Genomic DNA, 14,709 nt, shown 5'->3' with positions numbered 1-14,709 from the left:
CCGGAGGTTGGGCGAGCGAGCGCGTCAAGCCTGTCCGAGGCCCTGACCTGCGGTGACACCCCAGGGGGGTGACTCCCTCCCGGTGCCATAAGGCGCGGCAGGGAGGGAAAAGACTCTCGCCGCAGGCAGAGCCGTTTGCGCGGAGCGTGACAGATCAAGAGAGGGGGGTTCATGGCGGACCCGAGGCCGTAGCTGTCATCACCTATCGGGACAGTCAGTCCCAGATGCCGGAATCATCCCGAATCGCAAAGGCCCCGCCCTGTTCTCCCTCAGCGGGGCAGGGCGGGGCCTTTCTGCATTTGGGGAGATCGATCCGGCGTCAACGCAAAGCGCAGGCGCTCACCGTACTCAGCGCGGGGCCGCCGGGAGGTGAGCAGCCGAACGCTTGGCCGCATCACGCGCGCGGAATCCGAAGCTGATCAGGATCACGCGTTCTCCGGCTCCGAGGGGAGTCCTTCCGTGCGGGGTGATCGCCCCATCGAATACAACGCACTCGCCGGCTGCGAGATCACACGCACGGTAGCCGTCAGCGCCGATGAAGACGGTAGTGCTCACATTAGGAGCTGCGGCGGGACGCTCGTGCTTGAGACACAGGATCAGATTGGCCTCACCGAACCCGAACTCGTCCACGTGGAAGTCGAGGAACTGCCCCTCCTCCAGATAGGCGATATAGACGCCGTTGTGCGGCTGCTCCATCTCCAGGCCGGTGGACTCCGCGACGACTGCGGCGAGATCGACTTGCCCGGCGAAGCGGTTCGCGGCGTCGCCCACGGCTGCGTTCCACTTGCCGTTGTGGAGGTATCCGTTGGCGGTCAGGGCCTCCTCGGCCTCCTGCGCCATAGCGTTGATCAACTCGACCGGGAACGGCTGGTCGCGCAGGTGGCGCGGGTGTACCCGCTGATGCGCGGTCAGCCCGCGCACGGCGCTCCGGATGGCCGGGAAGTCTTCTGCCCACCGGTCCGAAGTCCGGGCCGTGGTGTTGGACTGGAGCCACGAAGTCCACTGCCCGCTCCACTGGCGGGGCCCGGCGTTGTCCGCGCCCGGCGCTGCGGCTTGCTCGATCAGCAGTTCCACCCGCGAGAGGGCTGCCTGTGTGGACCCGATCAGCTCGGTGTCCCCCTTGGTGATCCGCAGTCGCAGCGCTTCCCGGAGGTGGGCCTCGGCGCCCGCGAGGTCACCGCGCTCCATCAGATACTTGCCGGTGTGCTGGAGCGCGAAGTCCACCAGTTCCGGGTGTTGGCTCCGCGCGGTGCCCAGGGCGCTGCGGTAGAGCGCATCCGCAGTCCGCATGTCACCGGCGTAGCGGTGGGCGTCGCCGAGGTTGAGCCCCGTGGCGACGACCGCTCGGGTGTTGCCGCTCGCTGCGGCCAAGTCGAGCGACTGCCGCAGGAACGAAAGGGCCTCCTCGTGGTGGCCCAAGCACATCTGACCGACGCCGATCCATCTGGTCAGGACCCGGGCACGAGCTGGGTCGGCCCCTTCGGGCAAGGCCCTTAGATCTTCGCGGAGTTGGCCAATCGCAGTCGTCAACTTGCCCCGGTCGGTCGGGATCATCCGCAGGCCGGCGTCTTGTGTGATGAGGTGCTGGAGCACCGGACCCTCCTCGTTCGGTTCTGCTCAGGGTGGCACTACAGCTGGTCGGTCTGCTGGCGCAGGTCGGCCAGCAGCTCCACTCCGTGCGGGGTGAAGTTCTCACTCAGGAGTTCGAGTTCGCGCATGAGGTAGCGGACGGCGGGAAGGCCCTCGTCGTAGGCGGCCTCGAAGCACGCGCGCTCGTTGGCGGTCAGGTCGTCGCGGTCCAGCTCGGTGCGGCGGAACCTCAGCAACTGGTTGTAGACACCGGTCGCGTGGAAGGCCCGGTCCACCTCCCAGAACTGGTTGCGCGCGACGCCCTGACCCGCTCGCCACTTGATCTCGATCTTCGGGGACTCCTTGGACGAGTACCCGTCGGCGAAGACCTGGTGCTGAAGGACGTGGAAGCTGATCGACTGGTGCGTTCCCTCGTGGAGCAGGTTCTCCGCCAGGAAGCGGGGAGACGGCTCCGGGCTGACCGTGTTCGGCGGGATGTGGTGTCGGGCCTTGTCGGAGAACACGACGATGTACGGGAGCGCCGGGTCACTGGAACTGATCAGCGAAGAACCGCGGACTCCGGGCTTGAGCCCGACCCACAGCAGCCCACGAACGAACTCGCGCACGCGGGCGAATCCCTCGGGGTGGACCAGCGACAGGCGGTCCAGCGCCTCGGACAGTGCTGCACGGCGGTCATCGGTGTGCTCGGCGATCTCGTAGTTCGTCAGGTTGATCTCGTTGGCGATCTCGCCGGGAAGCTGGGCGTCGAACCAGTCGAAGGCCACTCCGGGCACGGTCACGTTCTCGCTGCGCAGGGAACGGGCGTGCTGCGCGTAGGGGGTACCGGACTTGATGAGGCGTTCCATCAAGGCGAAGGGCAGAGCGCTCTCCGCGCCCTCCTCGCGCAGCCGGAGCAGTTCCGGGTCCTTCCGGCCGAGGTCGAAGAAGGAGCCAGCCGGGACGCTGGTGGCGATGGTGGTGTTCACTGCGGACTCTCCTTGCTTGGGACTGTGTGGCGATGCCGCGCGGCGGGCGGACCCGGGTGGTCATCCGAGCCGACCCGCCATGCCGTCAACTACTCGGCATCAGTTCGGAGTTGCTGTCAGACCTCGGTGGCCGCAGGCGCGAAGTCGCCGTCCGGGACCGAGTGGTCCAGCCGTCGCGTCAGGGACTCGACGCCCACCGGCGCGAAGTCGCCGTCCGGCACCGAGTGGTCCAGGCGCCGCGTCAGGTTGCTGACCTGGGTGCTGTCGGACATGGTTGTGCTCCCTCCATGGGTACTGCTGCGGGTTGGTGCACCTCCCCGAGGTTCGGGGAGGAGTCTGCGAACCGCTGGCGGGCTCACCGCGTGGCTTGCGGCAGGTATCGCCATTGCCGTGCCAGTCGGGCGGGAACCCCCGGCCTGTCGGTGCAATCAGTGAACAGCCAGTCACGCTCCGGCGGTACGGTGTGAGCACACCGATCCCGTTCAACCCGTTCAAGATCGCAATTAGGGACGACAGTTGACGGACACTAAGGCGCCAAACGAGGCACTGGCCCGTGCCATCGCGGAGTCCGGATGCACGTACCAGGCACTGGCGACGACAGTGCGCGCAGTCGCTTCCGAAGCGGGGGAGCACTTGGCCACGGCTCCATCCGCCATCGCCCACTGGGTAGCCGGCGGCACCCCCACGGGGCGCACCCCGCTGTACCTCGCCGAGGCCCTTACCCGGAAGACACGCCGCAAGGTGACCGTGGCAGAGATCGGGCTAGGGTCGGAAGCGATCGGGGAGGCTATGGGCGCCGACCCGCTGGCCACCGCCGCCGACCTCGGGAGAGCCGTGATGCAGTCCCGCCGTGACTTCCTCGCCAGTGCGTTCGCCACTGCCGCTGTGGCACTGCCGCTGACCTACGATCACCAGGCGGTCGCCGCCACCCTGCGAGCGGGAAGGACTGGCGGCCGGGTGGGCGTCGGCGAGGTGGCCACCGTCCGGCACATCACCAGCGTGTTCACTGCCGCTGACGAGCGTCTTGGTGGAGGGCACGGGCTGAGTGCGGTGACCACCTACCTGACTGACACGGTGGTGCCGATGCTCCAGGCCGTGTATCCCTCCGAGGCGATTCGCCGGGACGCCTACGGCGTGGCGGCCGAACTGTCGTACCTCGCCGCGTGGAAGTACCACGACCTGGGCCGGGAGGGCGCCGCGCAGCGGTACTACCTTCTCGGCTACCAACTCGCCTGCGAGAGCGATCCGACAGGACACGGAGCCTGGATGATGCGTGCCCTCGCCCATCAGGCTCTCAACCTCAAGCAACCGGAGTTCTGCGTCGAACTGGCGGAGGAGTCCCTACGGCGGGCGCGTGGGAAGGTGGACCCGCAGACCGAGGCCCTGTTGCTGATCACGAGCGCCAGGGCGTACGGAGCTGTGGGGAGCGGACAGAAGGCCGCAGCGGCGCTACTGGCGGCCGAGGACGCCATGCTTGACACCACGGCTCCGCCAGCGTCCTTTACGGCCGCCACCGGGCCGGTAGCGGCAACCGTCGCCTCTCACACCGCCAAGACCCTGGCCGAGCTGAAAGACCACCAGGCGGCCGAACGCCACCACCGTGCCGCCCTCGCCGGTCGTGACCCCGAGGCGTTCCGGCGCATTCACGCCCTGACACTCGGGAACCTGGCCCGGTCGGTCGCTGCCCAGCGCCGCCACGACGAGGCTGTGGGGATTTGGGGTCAATCCCTGGATTTCATGGACGGAGTCATCTCGGACCGGCACAAGAAGGACCTTCACAAAGTCCGTACCACAATGACTAGTTGGGCCCGACGCGGCATCCCCGGCGCCGCAGACCTGGGGCAACGCGCCGCGGAACTCGTCCGAGCCTGACCGGCACCTATCCGGCCCCGTCCTACTGGTGAACTCCGGTGGGCGGGGTCTGCTGGTCTCCGGGGGTCTGGTTGGTGCGGTCCGCCACGAACGTGCCGCGCTGCGGAAGAGTCCGGACCACCCTTGGGTGCGCAGGTACTCGACAGCGTGGCGAGCTGTATTCCGGGCAACGCCGTATGCCTGGATCAACGTAGCCTCGGACGGCACCCGGGCACCGATCCGCAGATCCCCGGACTGAATGGCCCGGATGATGTCCGCCGCAATCTGCTGATACGGGTGCGCCTCGGCGTCCGGGTCAATGGGGGTCACGTCCATAGCCAAAAGCGTAGGACGCCCCGAACGACCTCGCGCGTTTCGCTACGAGCATGAACGTACCTAGACGTACCTATAGGAGTTGGCCGGTCGAAATCCGCACCACCAACCAAAGAGCCCCGGGACTGTGCGACCAGTCACCGGGGCCGCCGAACAGCTTTCGAGGAGCTGCCGACATGCGTCACCTTATCGTCCGTGCCCTTCGCCTCGCCCTGCGCATGGTCCTGCCAGCTCGCGGGCAGCACCGCGCCGTCCCAGCCGAGCCGGAGTCCGCCGCCCTGGCGGTCACCTCCGACCCCACCGCCCAGAGCGCGCCGGAGCCCGCTGACGAAGAGCTGGAGTGGGGACCGCTGGTCCGCCCCCTACGTCGACCACGCCGCGTGGCGGGCCGAGCTGGACGAGATGCAGCGCCAGTACGAGCGGCGCGAGGCCCTGCGGGCGGTCGCCGAGGGACAGCCCGATCCGGGCTACACCTACCCGGGCGCGCAGCATCTCGCCGGGGCGGTGGCGTGATGGCTCGGGCGTTCATCAAGCGACTTCCGGACGGCACTCGCCGGGGCAACACGCGGGGGCTGCTGCGGTGCGAGCGGGACGGGTGGCAGATCCTCGCCGGAGCCCGCTACGCGGTCCGCTACGACCCCCGTAAGCCGAACGACTGCCGACCGTGGACCGACGGGCTTGCCCGGTACTGGTCGCGTGACTGCTGGGCAGTGCCGCACCACCGCGCCGCGAAGTAGCACCCCCTCGCCCCGTCCGGGACCGACCCGGGCGGGGCACTCTCGGCCCTGCCGTAGAACCGCTAGTTCCGTGTCTCCGGAGACCCGGAGGGCAACGAATTCTGTGTCCTGGGTGAGCGGAAGATCTGAGCGGACGGCGTCCCGCTGAGTCGTCAGGCCGGCGTCCACGCGTCTCGACTCGGTGGTCCGCGGCCGTCGTGCTCGTGATCAGCTTCGTCTGAGCAGCAGTTCACCCGGAAACCCTGACAGCTCAGGGGTCCCGGGTGATGGGCGGCGCCGCCGCCTTACGCTTCGCCGACCAGCAGCCGGGCGTTGATCGTCGGGTTGCCCGCCTGCGAGAGCGGGAAGGCCGTGCCGATCTCCTCGCCGTGCCCCGGCACGTCGATCCGGACGGACAGCACCTTGTCGAGGATCTCGTCCTGGGACATCCGGAAGTCGAGGTTGATGATGCCGTTCTTCTTGCACGTCTCACAGCCCTGCGGGTTCTTCGGCTGGAAGAAGAACCGTGCCGCGATCGGCTCGCCGTCGGCGAGCAGGGTCACGCTGAACGACCCCGGGATGTTCAGCCGGTCGATCCCCTTGACCCGCACCGAGACCGGGTCGGAGCTCCGGAACGCGAAGGTGCGGGCGGCGTCGATGCTGCCGGAGAGGTTCTCCATGTCGCCCTTCGCATGGCTGATGAGTTCCAGGCGGTCGTACGTGACCTCGGTGGAGATGGTCTGCTGGGCGACCTGGGGGAAGGGCTTCAGCTCGGTGAACAGGGAGGGGGCGGGTTGCAGCCAGGTGTCGTCCTGCCCTGCCAGCCTGGTGCGGAACCCGGCCAGCGTCGTCGCGGTGTTGTTCGTCTGCCAGCTCAGCCAGAGCCGGTCGATGTTGCAGTGGAAGAACCAGAACACCGGGTCGAAGGCCGAGACGTTCTGGTCGTGCATCGTCGGCCCGATCGATCCGTGGCCGGCGTCGTGGGCCTGGATCGAGAAGTCCTGGTAGCCGTTGGTGTTGTACGCACCCCACAGCAACTGCGCCAGCGAGGTGGTGATGTCGCCGAGGACGTTGAACCGTTGGACGCGCTTCGTGATGCCGTCGACCGAGTAGCGCTCGGTCGTGTACGGGAAGTACCCGTGAACGGGCGGGTGCGCGGTGGCGCCGGGGTCGGCCGGCAGGATGTACTTGTCGAACGGCGGGTGCTGCAGACGGTCCGGCAGCGGGGTCGAGATGTCCCAGTACGGGAGCGTCACGTCCTGGCAGCCCGGGACGGAGCGCAGCGCGTCCTCGAACTCGATCAGGTACGGGCGGTGCCAGGGGTTGAAGCGGTTCTCGTGGTGCAGGCAACAGGCTCTGGGGAGGCCGTGCAGCCCGGCCAGCATGAAGTAGCCGTCCGCTGCCGTGGTTGCGCGGGCGATGACTCCCTCGAACGCCGTTGTGAGGAGAGTGAATTCGGGGTCGGTCAGGGTGGTGACGTCCTTGCGCAGCCGGGCCGGCGCCGCCCCGGTCGGCGGCTCCGTGGCAGGGGGCGTTGCCGTACCGATCGGGAAGGCGTTGAGGATCCAGTTCTTGAACGTCTGCGAGCGGTTGGCGCTCCACTTGCCGGCCGTGTCCGGGGGCATGTCCGCCCCGGGGGGAGCGGTGTGGGCGAAGATCGCCCCGGCGTTGTTCTTCACTCCGTCGTAGGTGCCGAGATCGATGCCCTTGGCGGCCATGTGTTCCACGTCCTCGGGCCGGAAGTAGTGGCGGATGTCCGCCAGGTAGGTCGGCGCCGCGACGACCGGATCGTCGGCGGGGTTGTTCTGGGGCGTGGTCATGTGTCCTCCGCGGGGCTCGGGGTGGGCGTTTTGCTCGGATATCGAGCTTTTGCGGAGCGAGTATGCGGCACTGCAAAAGTTCTCTATGCGATCGACACGGCCCGGCGGTCGGAGTTGCGGTGTGCGGGCGGCTGTTTCCTACGAATCCCAACGAATGCTCAGGCGCGGCCGAGGACCTTCCGGGTGGCGCAGGCGGCGGCACCGAGGGCGAGCAGCCGCTGGGCCGGAGTCCTGATCGACTCGATTCCGTCCGCCGTACGCAGTGACTCCATGAGGCGGAGCAGGTCGGAACGCGACAAGGTCATCGCGCGCCTCTCACTCAACGAGCATGCCTAATCGGAGAGTTGCGCGATGGCTCCTTTATGACCAGGGGTTACGTCAAGATCCCTGCTACACCATTCCATGGGACGCCATCTGTCACTCGGCACGCCAACTGTCGGGGCAGTAGAGGATCTGCGGTCCGCCCGAAGCCGCTCGGGGCTGATCCCTCCGGACTCGATTCCGGCTCGAATCCCCGACCGGGCAAGGTCAGTGCAGCCGCCCCGGAAAACGGCTGGGCTACCAGTCCATGCCGTGAAAGGATGCCCGTTCAGGACAGGGGAGGCGGCCGGGCGGGCATGGGGCTGGACTGCGGCTACGAGACTTTCGTGCCCCCTCGCAGCGTTCGGAACGTTGCGCGAGCACTGACCCGGCCGGCCGAAGTCGGTCTGCCGGGCCTGGGCCGGTCGAGTCGGACCGGAAGCTGAGGATCGAAAGCCGTCCGACTTCGACGCCGTCTCCGTCGGCTCGCTGACCCACAGCGCGCCGGCCATGGATCCGAGCATGGTCCTGAGCATCAATTCCGAACACAGGAGGTACCGTGGCCAAGGGCTATTGGGTCAGCGCCTACCGCACCATTGCGGACCCCGAGAAGCTGGCTGCCTACAACAAGCTGGCTGCTCCGGCCGTCAAGGCCGCGGGCGGGCGGACGGTCGCCCGCGGCGGCCGGGTCGTCGCACACGACGCCGGAATCGCCGAGCGCACCGTCCTGGTCGAGTTCGACAGCTTCGAACAGGCGGTCGCCGCCCATGCGAGTGCGGCCTACCAGGAGGCGCTGGCCGCACTTGCCGACGGCGTCGAGCGCGACTTCCGCATCATCGAAGGCCTCGACTGACGATCGAGGCTGCGTCGGCGACGAACACGAAGCCGACTGCGGGGATCACCCGGCCATCAGCTCGTTCAACGAACACCCATCTGAGCGGACGAGGGCCTTCGTCTTCGCGTCATGGCTCGCCGCGTCGTGCGACCGTCGACGGCGACTCCCCTGGAATCGAAAACGGACCGTTCGACCCGGGCTCGCCCGGAACCGCCGGGGTTGAACGGGCCGATCGAACAGCGGCAGGATCCCGCGTCGTGGACGACACCTGGACGATCCTCAAGTCCCTCGCCGAGAAGCTGGATTCGCTCTTGGATCATCCCCCCGAGCAGACGATGCTTCTGCAGGCGCTGAAGTTGGGGGAGGAGTGCGGCGAGGTCGCCGAGGCCGTCATCGGCGTGCTCGGGATGAACCCGCGCAAGGGCCGGTCCCACACCCTGGAGCAGGTCCACGCCGAGGCCTGTGACGCGGCCGTGACCGCTCTGATCCTCATCGCCCGCACCGGCGGTGACCCCGAGGCGGTCTTCGCGCGCCACCTGCGGTACCTCGCCGGGCGGTCGATCACCGGCGAGGCCACCGCGTGAGCACCCCCGCCACGGCCTGCCCGCACACCGCCGCCGGGCGCAGCCGGGGAGCCTGAGTGGCCGGCCGCCACCGACGACCCGGTACGGGCCCGGAACCCGACCTCCACCGCCCGACGGGCCGCGAGGCGGGCGCCGTGCAGGGAGGTGCCCTGAACGAAGGCGCAGTGGAGGAAGGCGCCGTGGAGGAAGGCGTCGCCGCCTTCGACCGCAGCGGCGCCGTGTTCCTGTACCGACGCGAGTACCCGCCGGGCCGGGAGCCCCGCACGGCCATGGTCCGCCTGGACGCCGTCGCCCTGTTCCCCTTCCCTCCGCCCGACCGCCTCTGACCACGGCGGAGCGGACGGCCGACTTCCCCCGGGACGGCCGACTCCCCCGGCTGTTCCCCGGCTCGCGCCCGGGTCGGCCGGCCCTCCTCCTAGGGCTTGTCTGACAATTCCCGCCGCGCGCACGACGCCGGGCATCCGCCCCCAGCCTTCGGCCGGGAGGTACCCCCACCTGGACGCACCGCCGAATCGTCCAAGTACGTCCAGTACGAGGACGCTCCGGCGGCACGCCCAGCCGGGCGCCCAACGCCGCGCGCTGATGCGACGCGAATTGTCAGACAAGCCCTAGGTCCGCCCTCTCAGGCCGTCGAGCACCAGGTCCGTCAGGCGTTCCGGCAGGTCCGGCTCGATCGGGCGGTGGCCGAGCAGGGCGCGGCTCTGGAGCGGGGAGCAGAGCAGTTCCAGGGCCAGGGCGGTGTCGGTGTCGGGGGGGAGTTCCCCGCGTTCGACGGCCCGGCCGATGATGGTTCCGGCCTGGTCGAGGCGGGACTGCCAGAAGGCCTGCCAGGCTTCGGCGAGGTCGGGGTCGTCGGAGCCGAGCGTGGCCGCCTGGGCGACGGAGCGGCCGGTGGGGGTGGCGAGGTACTCGGCGAGCGCGCGGGCGAAGGCGGCGAGGTCGGTGCGGACGGCTCCGGTGTCGGGGACGGGGATGCCCTCGTTGCTGCCGGTGAGCAGGGCGTCCAGTACGAGTTTCTCCCGGCTGCCCCAACGCCGGTACACCGTGGTCTCGTTGACTCCCGCGCGGGCTGCGACCCCGGCGACGGTGAGTCGGGTGATGCCTTCCTCGACCAGCATCTCCATGGCGGCCGCGAGGACGGCCTGACGGACGCGTGTGGCCCGGCCGCCGGGACGGCGGCGGATCGGTTCCGGTTCTTCCTCGGTCATGTGTCGATCACCTCGGCCCCACCTTAACGCAGGAGTTCTTGCGTTAATCGCCGCCCCGGCGCATAGTCACTAAGGCAAGAGTTCCGGCGTTAAGAGCATCGGGAGGCACCACCATGTCCTTCACCTGGCCCCTGGACCCGCAGGACCTGTTCGTCGAGCGCTACCCGCAGATGACCCTCGGCCTGGCCGTCGACGAGGTCGACGAGGTCCGCGCCCGCATCACCGAGATGTGGCCCGACCGGCCCGGCAGTTGGGTGTACGAGTGGTCCGCCCTCGCCGCCCGGCACGCCGGGGCCGGGCGCCACCGCGCGGCGGCGCAGGCGTACGGCTGGGCCAAGTTCCCCTCTCTGGCCGACGGCCCGAAGCGCACCGCGCTCGCCCGCCAGGTCGAGCAGTACGTGCTGGCCGCCCCCGGCTTCCCGGTGGACGTCGAGCGCCGCACGCTCACCGTCCCGTACCGCGGCGGCGGGGCCGAGCTGCCGGTCCACCTGATGGCCGCCCCCGGCCTGCCCGCCGACGCACCGGTCGTGCTGGCCAGCGGCGGCGTGGACTCCTGGAAGACCGACCTGCACGGCATGTGGGAGCAGCTCGCTCTCACCCTGCCGGCGCGACTCCTGCTGTTCGACCTCCCGGGCACCGGTGAGACCGCCCACCTGCCGATGACCCCGGACGGCGGGGCCGAGGTGATCGCCGGGCTGGTCTCCTTCGCCCGCGGGGCCGGCAGCGGGCAGGTCGGCCACTTCGGCATCTCGATGGGCGGCTACTACTCCGCCCGGACCGGACTGACCGGCGCCGTGGACGCCTCCGTGGTGCTCGGCGGCCCGGTGGAACGCTCCTTCGCCCCGGGCCGCGGCTTCGCCTTCGGCATGGACGGCATCGTCGGCAACGCCCTCGGCTTCGACGCGATGCCGAGCACGGCCGAGCGCGAGGAGGCCTTCGCGGCCTTCGACCTGCGCCCGCTGCTGGACCGGGACGCCAACGGGCCGATACTGGTGGTCAACGGCACCGAGGACGTCCACGTCCCGCTGGCCGACACCCGGGTGTTCGAGGGCCGCCGGGACACCCGGGTCGAGCTGATCCCGGACACCGGCCACTGCGCGATCTCGCGCTTCGGCGAGGCGATGGCCGTGATCACCCCCTGGCTGCGGGACACCCTGACCGGTTGATCCCCCGGCCCTGGCCCCTGACCGGCTGGCCCCGCCGCCCTGACCGGCTGGCCCCCGCTCCGACCGGTGATCCCCGGCCCGTACCGGGCGCCGGGCCGTCAGCGGGCGACGGTCGCCACCAGCGCGCTGAGCGCGCCCTCGACCGGGCCGGGGCCGAAGCGGTCGGCGAGCGCGGCCGCGACCGCCCGGGTCACCTCGTCCGGGGTGCGGGTGCCCCGGGCCTCGATCTCGCCGCGCAGCGGAGTGCCCTGGCAGCAGGCCGTCGCCGCGTCCGCCGCCGAGTCCGCGCGGGCCCGCGCGGTGACGGTCCCGATCCGCGGGGTGCCGGCGAATCCTCCGTCCGCCAGGTCCCGCGCGATCGCTTCGGCGTCGTGGTAGCCGTACGGGACGCGGTTCAGGAAGTCCGGCGGGTCCGCGGGGAAGAGGCCGGCGGGCGTCGTCCGGTCACCGCGGCGAACTCGTTCGCCGTGACGGCGTCCCCGACGCTGAACAGCAGGACGCCGCCGGGCCGCAGCACCCGTCGGGCCTCGCCGAAGGCGCGCGGGCGGTCGGGGAAGACATGGCCCCGAACTGGCAGACCACAGCGTCGCAGGAGCCGTCCGGGAACGGCAGCGCCATCGCGTCGGCCTCGGCCCAGCCGGCCGGGCGGGCGAGCGGCACGCCCTGGGCGGTCGAGCATCGGCCGGCTGAGGTCGGTCGCGGTGATCGAGGTGTCCGGCGGCAGGACGGCGGCCGGTTCACGGGTGACCGCACCGGTCCCGGCGGCGGTCTCCGGCACGTCCCGGGGGCGGTGCCGCCGCAGACGGCGCGCCACGTCCCGGGCGTAGGGGCGGAGGAGCAGCGGCACCAGGTACCGCTCGTAGACGTCGGGGACCGGGCCCTCGAAGGACATGCCGCCGCCCCTCCCGTCGCGCGCGGTGCGGCGCGAGGCCCACCGCCGGGCGCGTCCGCGGCGCCCGGCGGTGCGAGTGTGGCACGGCCCCGCGATCCTGGCCCGGCCCTGCCCGGCCACGCCGCGCCGCCCCGGTCCCGGGCTGCGGGACCCCGCGGTGAAAGACCTTGAGGGCGTCTCCCGTGCTCTCTACGATCGTGGGACGGGGGCGCCCCGGCGGGGCGGGACGAGTGTGGGGGTAGTAGTGACGGCTACTCAGAGATCGCGGATCGTCGACGGCACCTTGAAGTTCTTCGCCTTCGTCTTCGGTTCGGGGGCGTTCGTCTTCAGCACCCTGGCCGGCTCCAACGGCAGTCGCCAGGTGGAGTTCATCCTCTACGGCATCGCCACCACCGCGCTGACGGTGCTGGTCGGTTCGGTGGAGGCGCGACGCGCGCGGACGGTGCACGGGCGGATCGAGGCGCTGGCGCTGGAGACCTCCCGCGGCCTGAACGAACTGGTGACGGCGGTCGCCCCCGGCACCACGTTCACCGCCAACATCGCCGGCCTCCTGGCCGCTTCGGAGGATCCGAGGGCCGAGCGCGGGCGGCTCGACCAGGCCGTCGCGGCGGCCGCCGCGCGGATCCACCACTCCTGCCGGGGCGTCTACTACTCGTGGGACCCGGCGACCGATACCTTCACCTGTCGCGGACGTTCCCTCGACTCGGCCTCACCGGTGGAACGGATCGGCCCCGGTGACTTCGGGATCGGTGCCCTGCGCAAGGTCGTCGCCACCGGCCGGGTGTTCCGCCGGACCGCCACGAAGTCCTACTTCCGGGGCAACGTCCCCGGGACCCCTGCGGACGACGCGGTGGTGATCGTCCGGGTGCAGGCCGGCAGCGTGCCGCTGGGCGTGCTCGCGGTGGACGCGAAGACGGACTCCTGGGGCGGGATCTTCCAGGACCCCGACCGGCAGGAGTTCAGCGACCAGCACGTACGGCAGTTGCTGATGCTGGCCGATCTCCTCGCGGGCGGGCTCGCCGGCTGACCCCGGCACCACACGCACCCGCACCCGCGCCGGCCCCACACGCACTGCACGCACAACGGACCGGCACCACGACGGACCGGCAGCACAACGAACTGGCAGCACACCCGACCGGCACCACGACGGACCCGAGTCGGCGCCCCAGGAGGAGGAGCGAATGAGCAGCGGATACGGCGCGACACCCGACGGTCCGCGGCGGCGCCGCGGCTTCCGCCGACGGGCGGTCCGGGTGGAGCGCGAGTGGGAGGAGGGCAACATCGAGCCCTACTTCTTCGACCCCGGCGAGTTCACCGGCGGCGCCGAGGGGGACGCGGCCGCGCAGATCGAGGAGATCCACCGGAGTTCGCCCGGCAGCCGGTTGGGCCTCGCGTACGCGATCGTCGGCTCGGCCGCCCTCGGCCTGCTGCTCTGGCTGTACTCCCGTACCGTGTGGGCCCTCGCACCGGCCGGGCTGGCGGTCCTGGCCGTCGGGGTGCTGGTCTGGTTCCACGTGACGGACCGGGCCGACCGGGCCCGGCGCCGACTCGCGCGGACGGGCCGCGGCGCCGGGTGGGAACACGACCCGTACGAGGGCGAGTTCCGCGAACGGTGACGCCCAGGGCCCCGCAGCCCGCCGACCTGCAGTCCCGCCGATCTGCTGTCCCGCAGTCCCGCAGTCCCGCCGAACTGCTGTCCCCGGCTCCGCGGACGACGAGGACGGCCTCATGGTGGAGCGCGGGCCGGTCCGCGACGGCGAGCCGGTCGGTGCGCACGGCCGGGCCGGGCCCCTGCTTCGGGCGGTGGGGCGGACGTTGATCCCTTCCGTTGCGGCGCCGCCGTGGCGAGGATGGGGGCATGGATGCTGCCGAGGACTCCTTCGCCGTCGTGGAACGCCTGTGGGAGGAACACCGGAACGAGTTCCGCTCGCCCCTGCCGCTCCGGTGGATCACCCTGGAGGTCGCGGGCGTCGACCTGATGTCGTTCGAAACCAGGCTGGCGGGTTGCGTGTTCACGTGGGTCGGGAACGGCGGTTCCCTCCACGAGCGGGGGATGGGAACGGTGCGGTACATGCTCGGCCGGCTCGAACAGGTCCTGCCTGCGCTCACCGAGGACGACAGCCCTCGGCTCTGGCGCCGGATGCACCGGATGTGTCAGCTCATCGTGGCTCATGACACTCCGCCCACCGGGACGGCTTCGGAGGCGTTCCGCGGTGATGCGCCGAGCAGTTGATCCGACGTGTCCGTCCGGTACGGGGATCAGCGGGACGACGCACGAGCGGAGCGCCGGCGGCCCGGGGCACTGCCCCGGGGGCAGCCGCGCAGGGCGGCCCCGGCACAGTGGCGGGGGGGGGGGGGGGGGGGGGGGGGGGGGCGGGGGGCGGGGGGGGCGGCCGCGCCGGCCCCCGCGGCGCCGCCCGCGCCCCGCCGCCGGCGGCGCCGGCCGCCC

At 70.8% G+C, this 14,709-nt stretch carries 16 protein-coding genes and 1 pseudogene; 9 read left to right on the top strand and 8 right to left on the bottom strand.

Annotated elements, in window-relative coordinates:
• Positions 1 to 348 precede the first annotated feature (348 nt).
• The 3 genes from ACFV0O_RS01985 to ACFV0O_RS01975 all read right to left on the bottom strand — a co-directional run bounded on the left by ACFV0O_RS01985 (position 349) and on the right by ACFV0O_RS01975 (position 2,827).
• The gene (locus ACFV0O_RS01985; RefSeq protein ID WP_380334996.1) at positions 349 to 1,593 is read right to left on the bottom strand and encodes a hypothetical protein; all 1,245 of its coding nucleotides are present in this window, start codon (positions 1,591 to 1,593) and stop codon (positions 349 to 351) included.
• A gap of 35 nt (positions 1,594 to 1,628) precedes the next feature.
• Complete coding sequence (locus ACFV0O_RS01980; RefSeq protein ID WP_380334994.1) at positions 1,629 to 2,555, bottom strand: hypothetical protein; 927 nt, start codon at positions 2,553 to 2,555, stop codon at positions 1,629 to 1,631.
• 116 nt (positions 2,556 to 2,671) lie between these two features.
• Positions 2,672 to 2,827: a hypothetical protein gene (locus tag ACFV0O_RS01975; protein WP_380334992.1), complete on the bottom strand. Its 156-nt coding sequence runs from the start codon at positions 2,825 to 2,827 to the stop codon at positions 2,672 to 2,674.
• A 244-nt stretch (positions 2,828 to 3,071) separates the two neighbouring features.
• Here ACFV0O_RS01975 and ACFV0O_RS01970 point away from each other — a divergent pair, with 244 nt between their 5' ends.
• Positions 3,072 to 4,427 (top strand): tetratricopeptide repeat protein, encoded by a 1,356-nt coding sequence (locus ACFV0O_RS01970; protein WP_380334989.1) that lies wholly within the window; start codon positions 3,072 to 3,074, stop codon positions 4,425 to 4,427.
• A 177-nt stretch (positions 4,428 to 4,604) separates the two neighbouring features.
• On the opposite strand, the pseudogene ACFV0O_RS01965 reads toward ACFV0O_RS01970, so the two are convergent.
• A pseudogene (locus ACFV0O_RS01965) lies at positions 4,605 to 4,742 on the bottom strand (GntR family transcriptional regulator); the annotation flags it as partial.
• A gap of 192 nt (positions 4,743 to 4,934) precedes the next feature.
• Here ACFV0O_RS01965 and ACFV0O_RS01960 point away from each other — a divergent pair.
• Positions 4,935 to 5,252, top strand: coding sequence for a hypothetical protein (locus ACFV0O_RS01960; RefSeq protein ID WP_380334987.1), 318 nt, complete (start codon positions 4,935 to 4,937; stop codon positions 5,250 to 5,252).
• Positions 5,253 to 5,760: 508 nt separating this feature from the next.
• Here ACFV0O_RS01960 and ACFV0O_RS01955 read toward each other — a convergent pair.
• The gene (locus ACFV0O_RS01955) at positions 5,761 to 7,275 is read right to left on the bottom strand and encodes a tyrosinase family protein (RefSeq protein ID WP_380334984.1); all 1,515 of its coding nucleotides are present in this window, start codon (positions 7,273 to 7,275) and stop codon (positions 5,761 to 5,763) included.
• Positions 7,276 to 7,433: 158 nt separating this feature from the next.
• Positions 7,434 to 7,580 (bottom strand): hypothetical protein, encoded by a 147-nt coding sequence (locus ACFV0O_RS01950; protein WP_380334981.1) that lies wholly within the window; start codon positions 7,578 to 7,580, stop codon positions 7,434 to 7,436.
• A 554-nt stretch (positions 7,581 to 8,134) separates the two neighbouring features.
• Between ACFV0O_RS01950 and ACFV0O_RS01945 the strand changes: the two genes are divergently transcribed.
• From ACFV0O_RS01945 to ACFV0O_RS01935, 3 genes are all read left to right on the top strand, one after another.
• A complete protein-coding gene (locus ACFV0O_RS01945; RefSeq protein WP_380334978.1) occupies positions 8,135 to 8,428 on the top strand; it encodes a DUF1330 domain-containing protein in 294 nt (97 codons plus the stop codon).
• Positions 8,429 to 8,667: 239 nt separating this feature from the next.
• Positions 8,668 to 8,994 (top strand): MazG-like family protein, encoded by a 327-nt coding sequence (locus ACFV0O_RS01940; RefSeq protein ID WP_380334975.1) that lies wholly within the window; start codon positions 8,668 to 8,670, stop codon positions 8,992 to 8,994.
• 179 nt (positions 8,995 to 9,173) lie between these two features.
• The gene (locus ACFV0O_RS01935; RefSeq protein ID WP_380334973.1) at positions 9,174 to 9,320 is read left to right on the top strand and encodes a hypothetical protein; all 147 of its coding nucleotides are present in this window, start codon (positions 9,174 to 9,176) and stop codon (positions 9,318 to 9,320) included.
• A 282-nt stretch (positions 9,321 to 9,602) separates the two neighbouring features.
• Here the strand turns inward: ACFV0O_RS01935 and ACFV0O_RS01930 are convergent, their stop codons facing one another.
• Positions 9,603 to 10,202, bottom strand: coding sequence for a TetR/AcrR family transcriptional regulator (locus ACFV0O_RS01930; protein WP_380334970.1), 600 nt, complete (start codon positions 10,200 to 10,202; stop codon positions 9,603 to 9,605).
• A 113-nt stretch (positions 10,203 to 10,315) separates the two neighbouring features.
• Between ACFV0O_RS01930 and ACFV0O_RS01925 the strand changes: the two genes are divergently transcribed.
• Positions 10,316 to 11,368: an alpha/beta hydrolase gene (locus ACFV0O_RS01925; RefSeq protein ID WP_380334967.1), complete on the top strand. Its 1,053-nt coding sequence runs from the start codon at positions 10,316 to 10,318 to the stop codon at positions 11,366 to 11,368.
• Positions 11,369 to 11,762: 394 nt separating this feature from the next.
• On the opposite strand, the gene ACFV0O_RS01920 is transcribed toward ACFV0O_RS01925, so the two are convergent.
• Positions 11,763 to 12,260 (bottom strand): class I SAM-dependent methyltransferase, encoded by a 498-nt coding sequence (locus ACFV0O_RS01920; RefSeq protein ID WP_380334964.1) that lies wholly within the window; start codon positions 12,258 to 12,260, stop codon positions 11,763 to 11,765.
• 244 nt (positions 12,261 to 12,504) lie between these two features.
• Between ACFV0O_RS01920 and ACFV0O_RS01915 the strand changes: the two genes are divergently transcribed.
• From ACFV0O_RS01915 to ACFV0O_RS01905, 3 genes are all read left to right on the top strand, one after another.
• Entirely contained in the window at positions 12,505 to 13,287 is a 783-nt protein-coding gene (locus tag ACFV0O_RS01915; RefSeq protein WP_380334960.1) for a hypothetical protein, read from the top strand.
• 154 nt (positions 13,288 to 13,441) lie between these two features.
• Positions 13,442 to 13,876 carry a hypothetical protein gene (locus ACFV0O_RS01910; RefSeq protein WP_380334957.1) on the top strand — a complete coding sequence of 145 codons (435 nt, stop codon included), beginning with the start codon at positions 13,442 to 13,444 and terminating at the stop codon, positions 13,874 to 13,876.
• Positions 13,877 to 14,118: 242 nt separating this feature from the next.
• Entirely contained in the window at positions 14,119 to 14,493 is a 375-nt protein-coding gene (locus tag ACFV0O_RS01905) for a hypothetical protein (RefSeq protein ID WP_380334955.1), read from the top strand.
• Positions 14,494 to 14,709 lie beyond the last annotated feature (216 nt).

The organism is Kitasatospora sp. NPDC059577, assembly GCF_042735475.1.
Lineage (GTDB): Bacteria > Actinomycetota > Actinomycetes > Streptomycetales > Streptomycetaceae > Kitasatospora.
The sequence above is the reverse complement of the archived record's forward strand: the minus strand, read 5'-3'. Positions and strand labels throughout refer to the sequence as shown.

Bases quoted from the DNA above. Each gene is read 5' to 3' on its own strand.
- ACFV0O_RS01905 (WP_380334955.1), top strand. From the start codon at position 14,119: ATGGATGCTGCCGAGGACTCCTTCGCCGTCGTGGAACGCCTGTGGGAG.
- ACFV0O_RS01975 (WP_380334992.1), bottom strand. From the start codon at position 2,827: ATGTCCGACAGCACCCAGGTCAGCAACCTGACGCGGCGCCTGGACCAC.
- ACFV0O_RS01925 (WP_380334967.1), top strand. From the start codon at position 10,316: ATGTCCTTCACCTGGCCCCTGGACCCGCAGGACCTGTTCGTCGAGCGC.
- ACFV0O_RS01910 (WP_380334957.1), top strand. From the start codon at position 13,442: ATGAGCAGCGGATACGGCGCGACACCCGACGGTCCGCGGCGGCGCCGC.
- ACFV0O_RS01920 (WP_380334964.1), bottom strand. From the start codon at position 12,260: ATGTCCTTCGAGGGCCCGGTCCCCGACGTCTACGAGCGGTACCTGGTG.
- ACFV0O_RS01930 (WP_380334970.1), bottom strand. From the start codon at position 10,202: ATGACCGAGGAAGAACCGGAACCGATCCGCCGCCGTCCCGGCGGCCGG.
- ACFV0O_RS01955 (WP_380334984.1), bottom strand. From the start codon at position 7,275: ATGACCACGCCCCAGAACAACCCCGCCGACGATCCGGTCGTCGCGGCG.
- ACFV0O_RS01950 (WP_380334981.1), bottom strand. From the start codon at position 7,580: ATGACCTTGTCGCGTTCCGACCTGCTCCGCCTCATGGAGTCACTGCGT.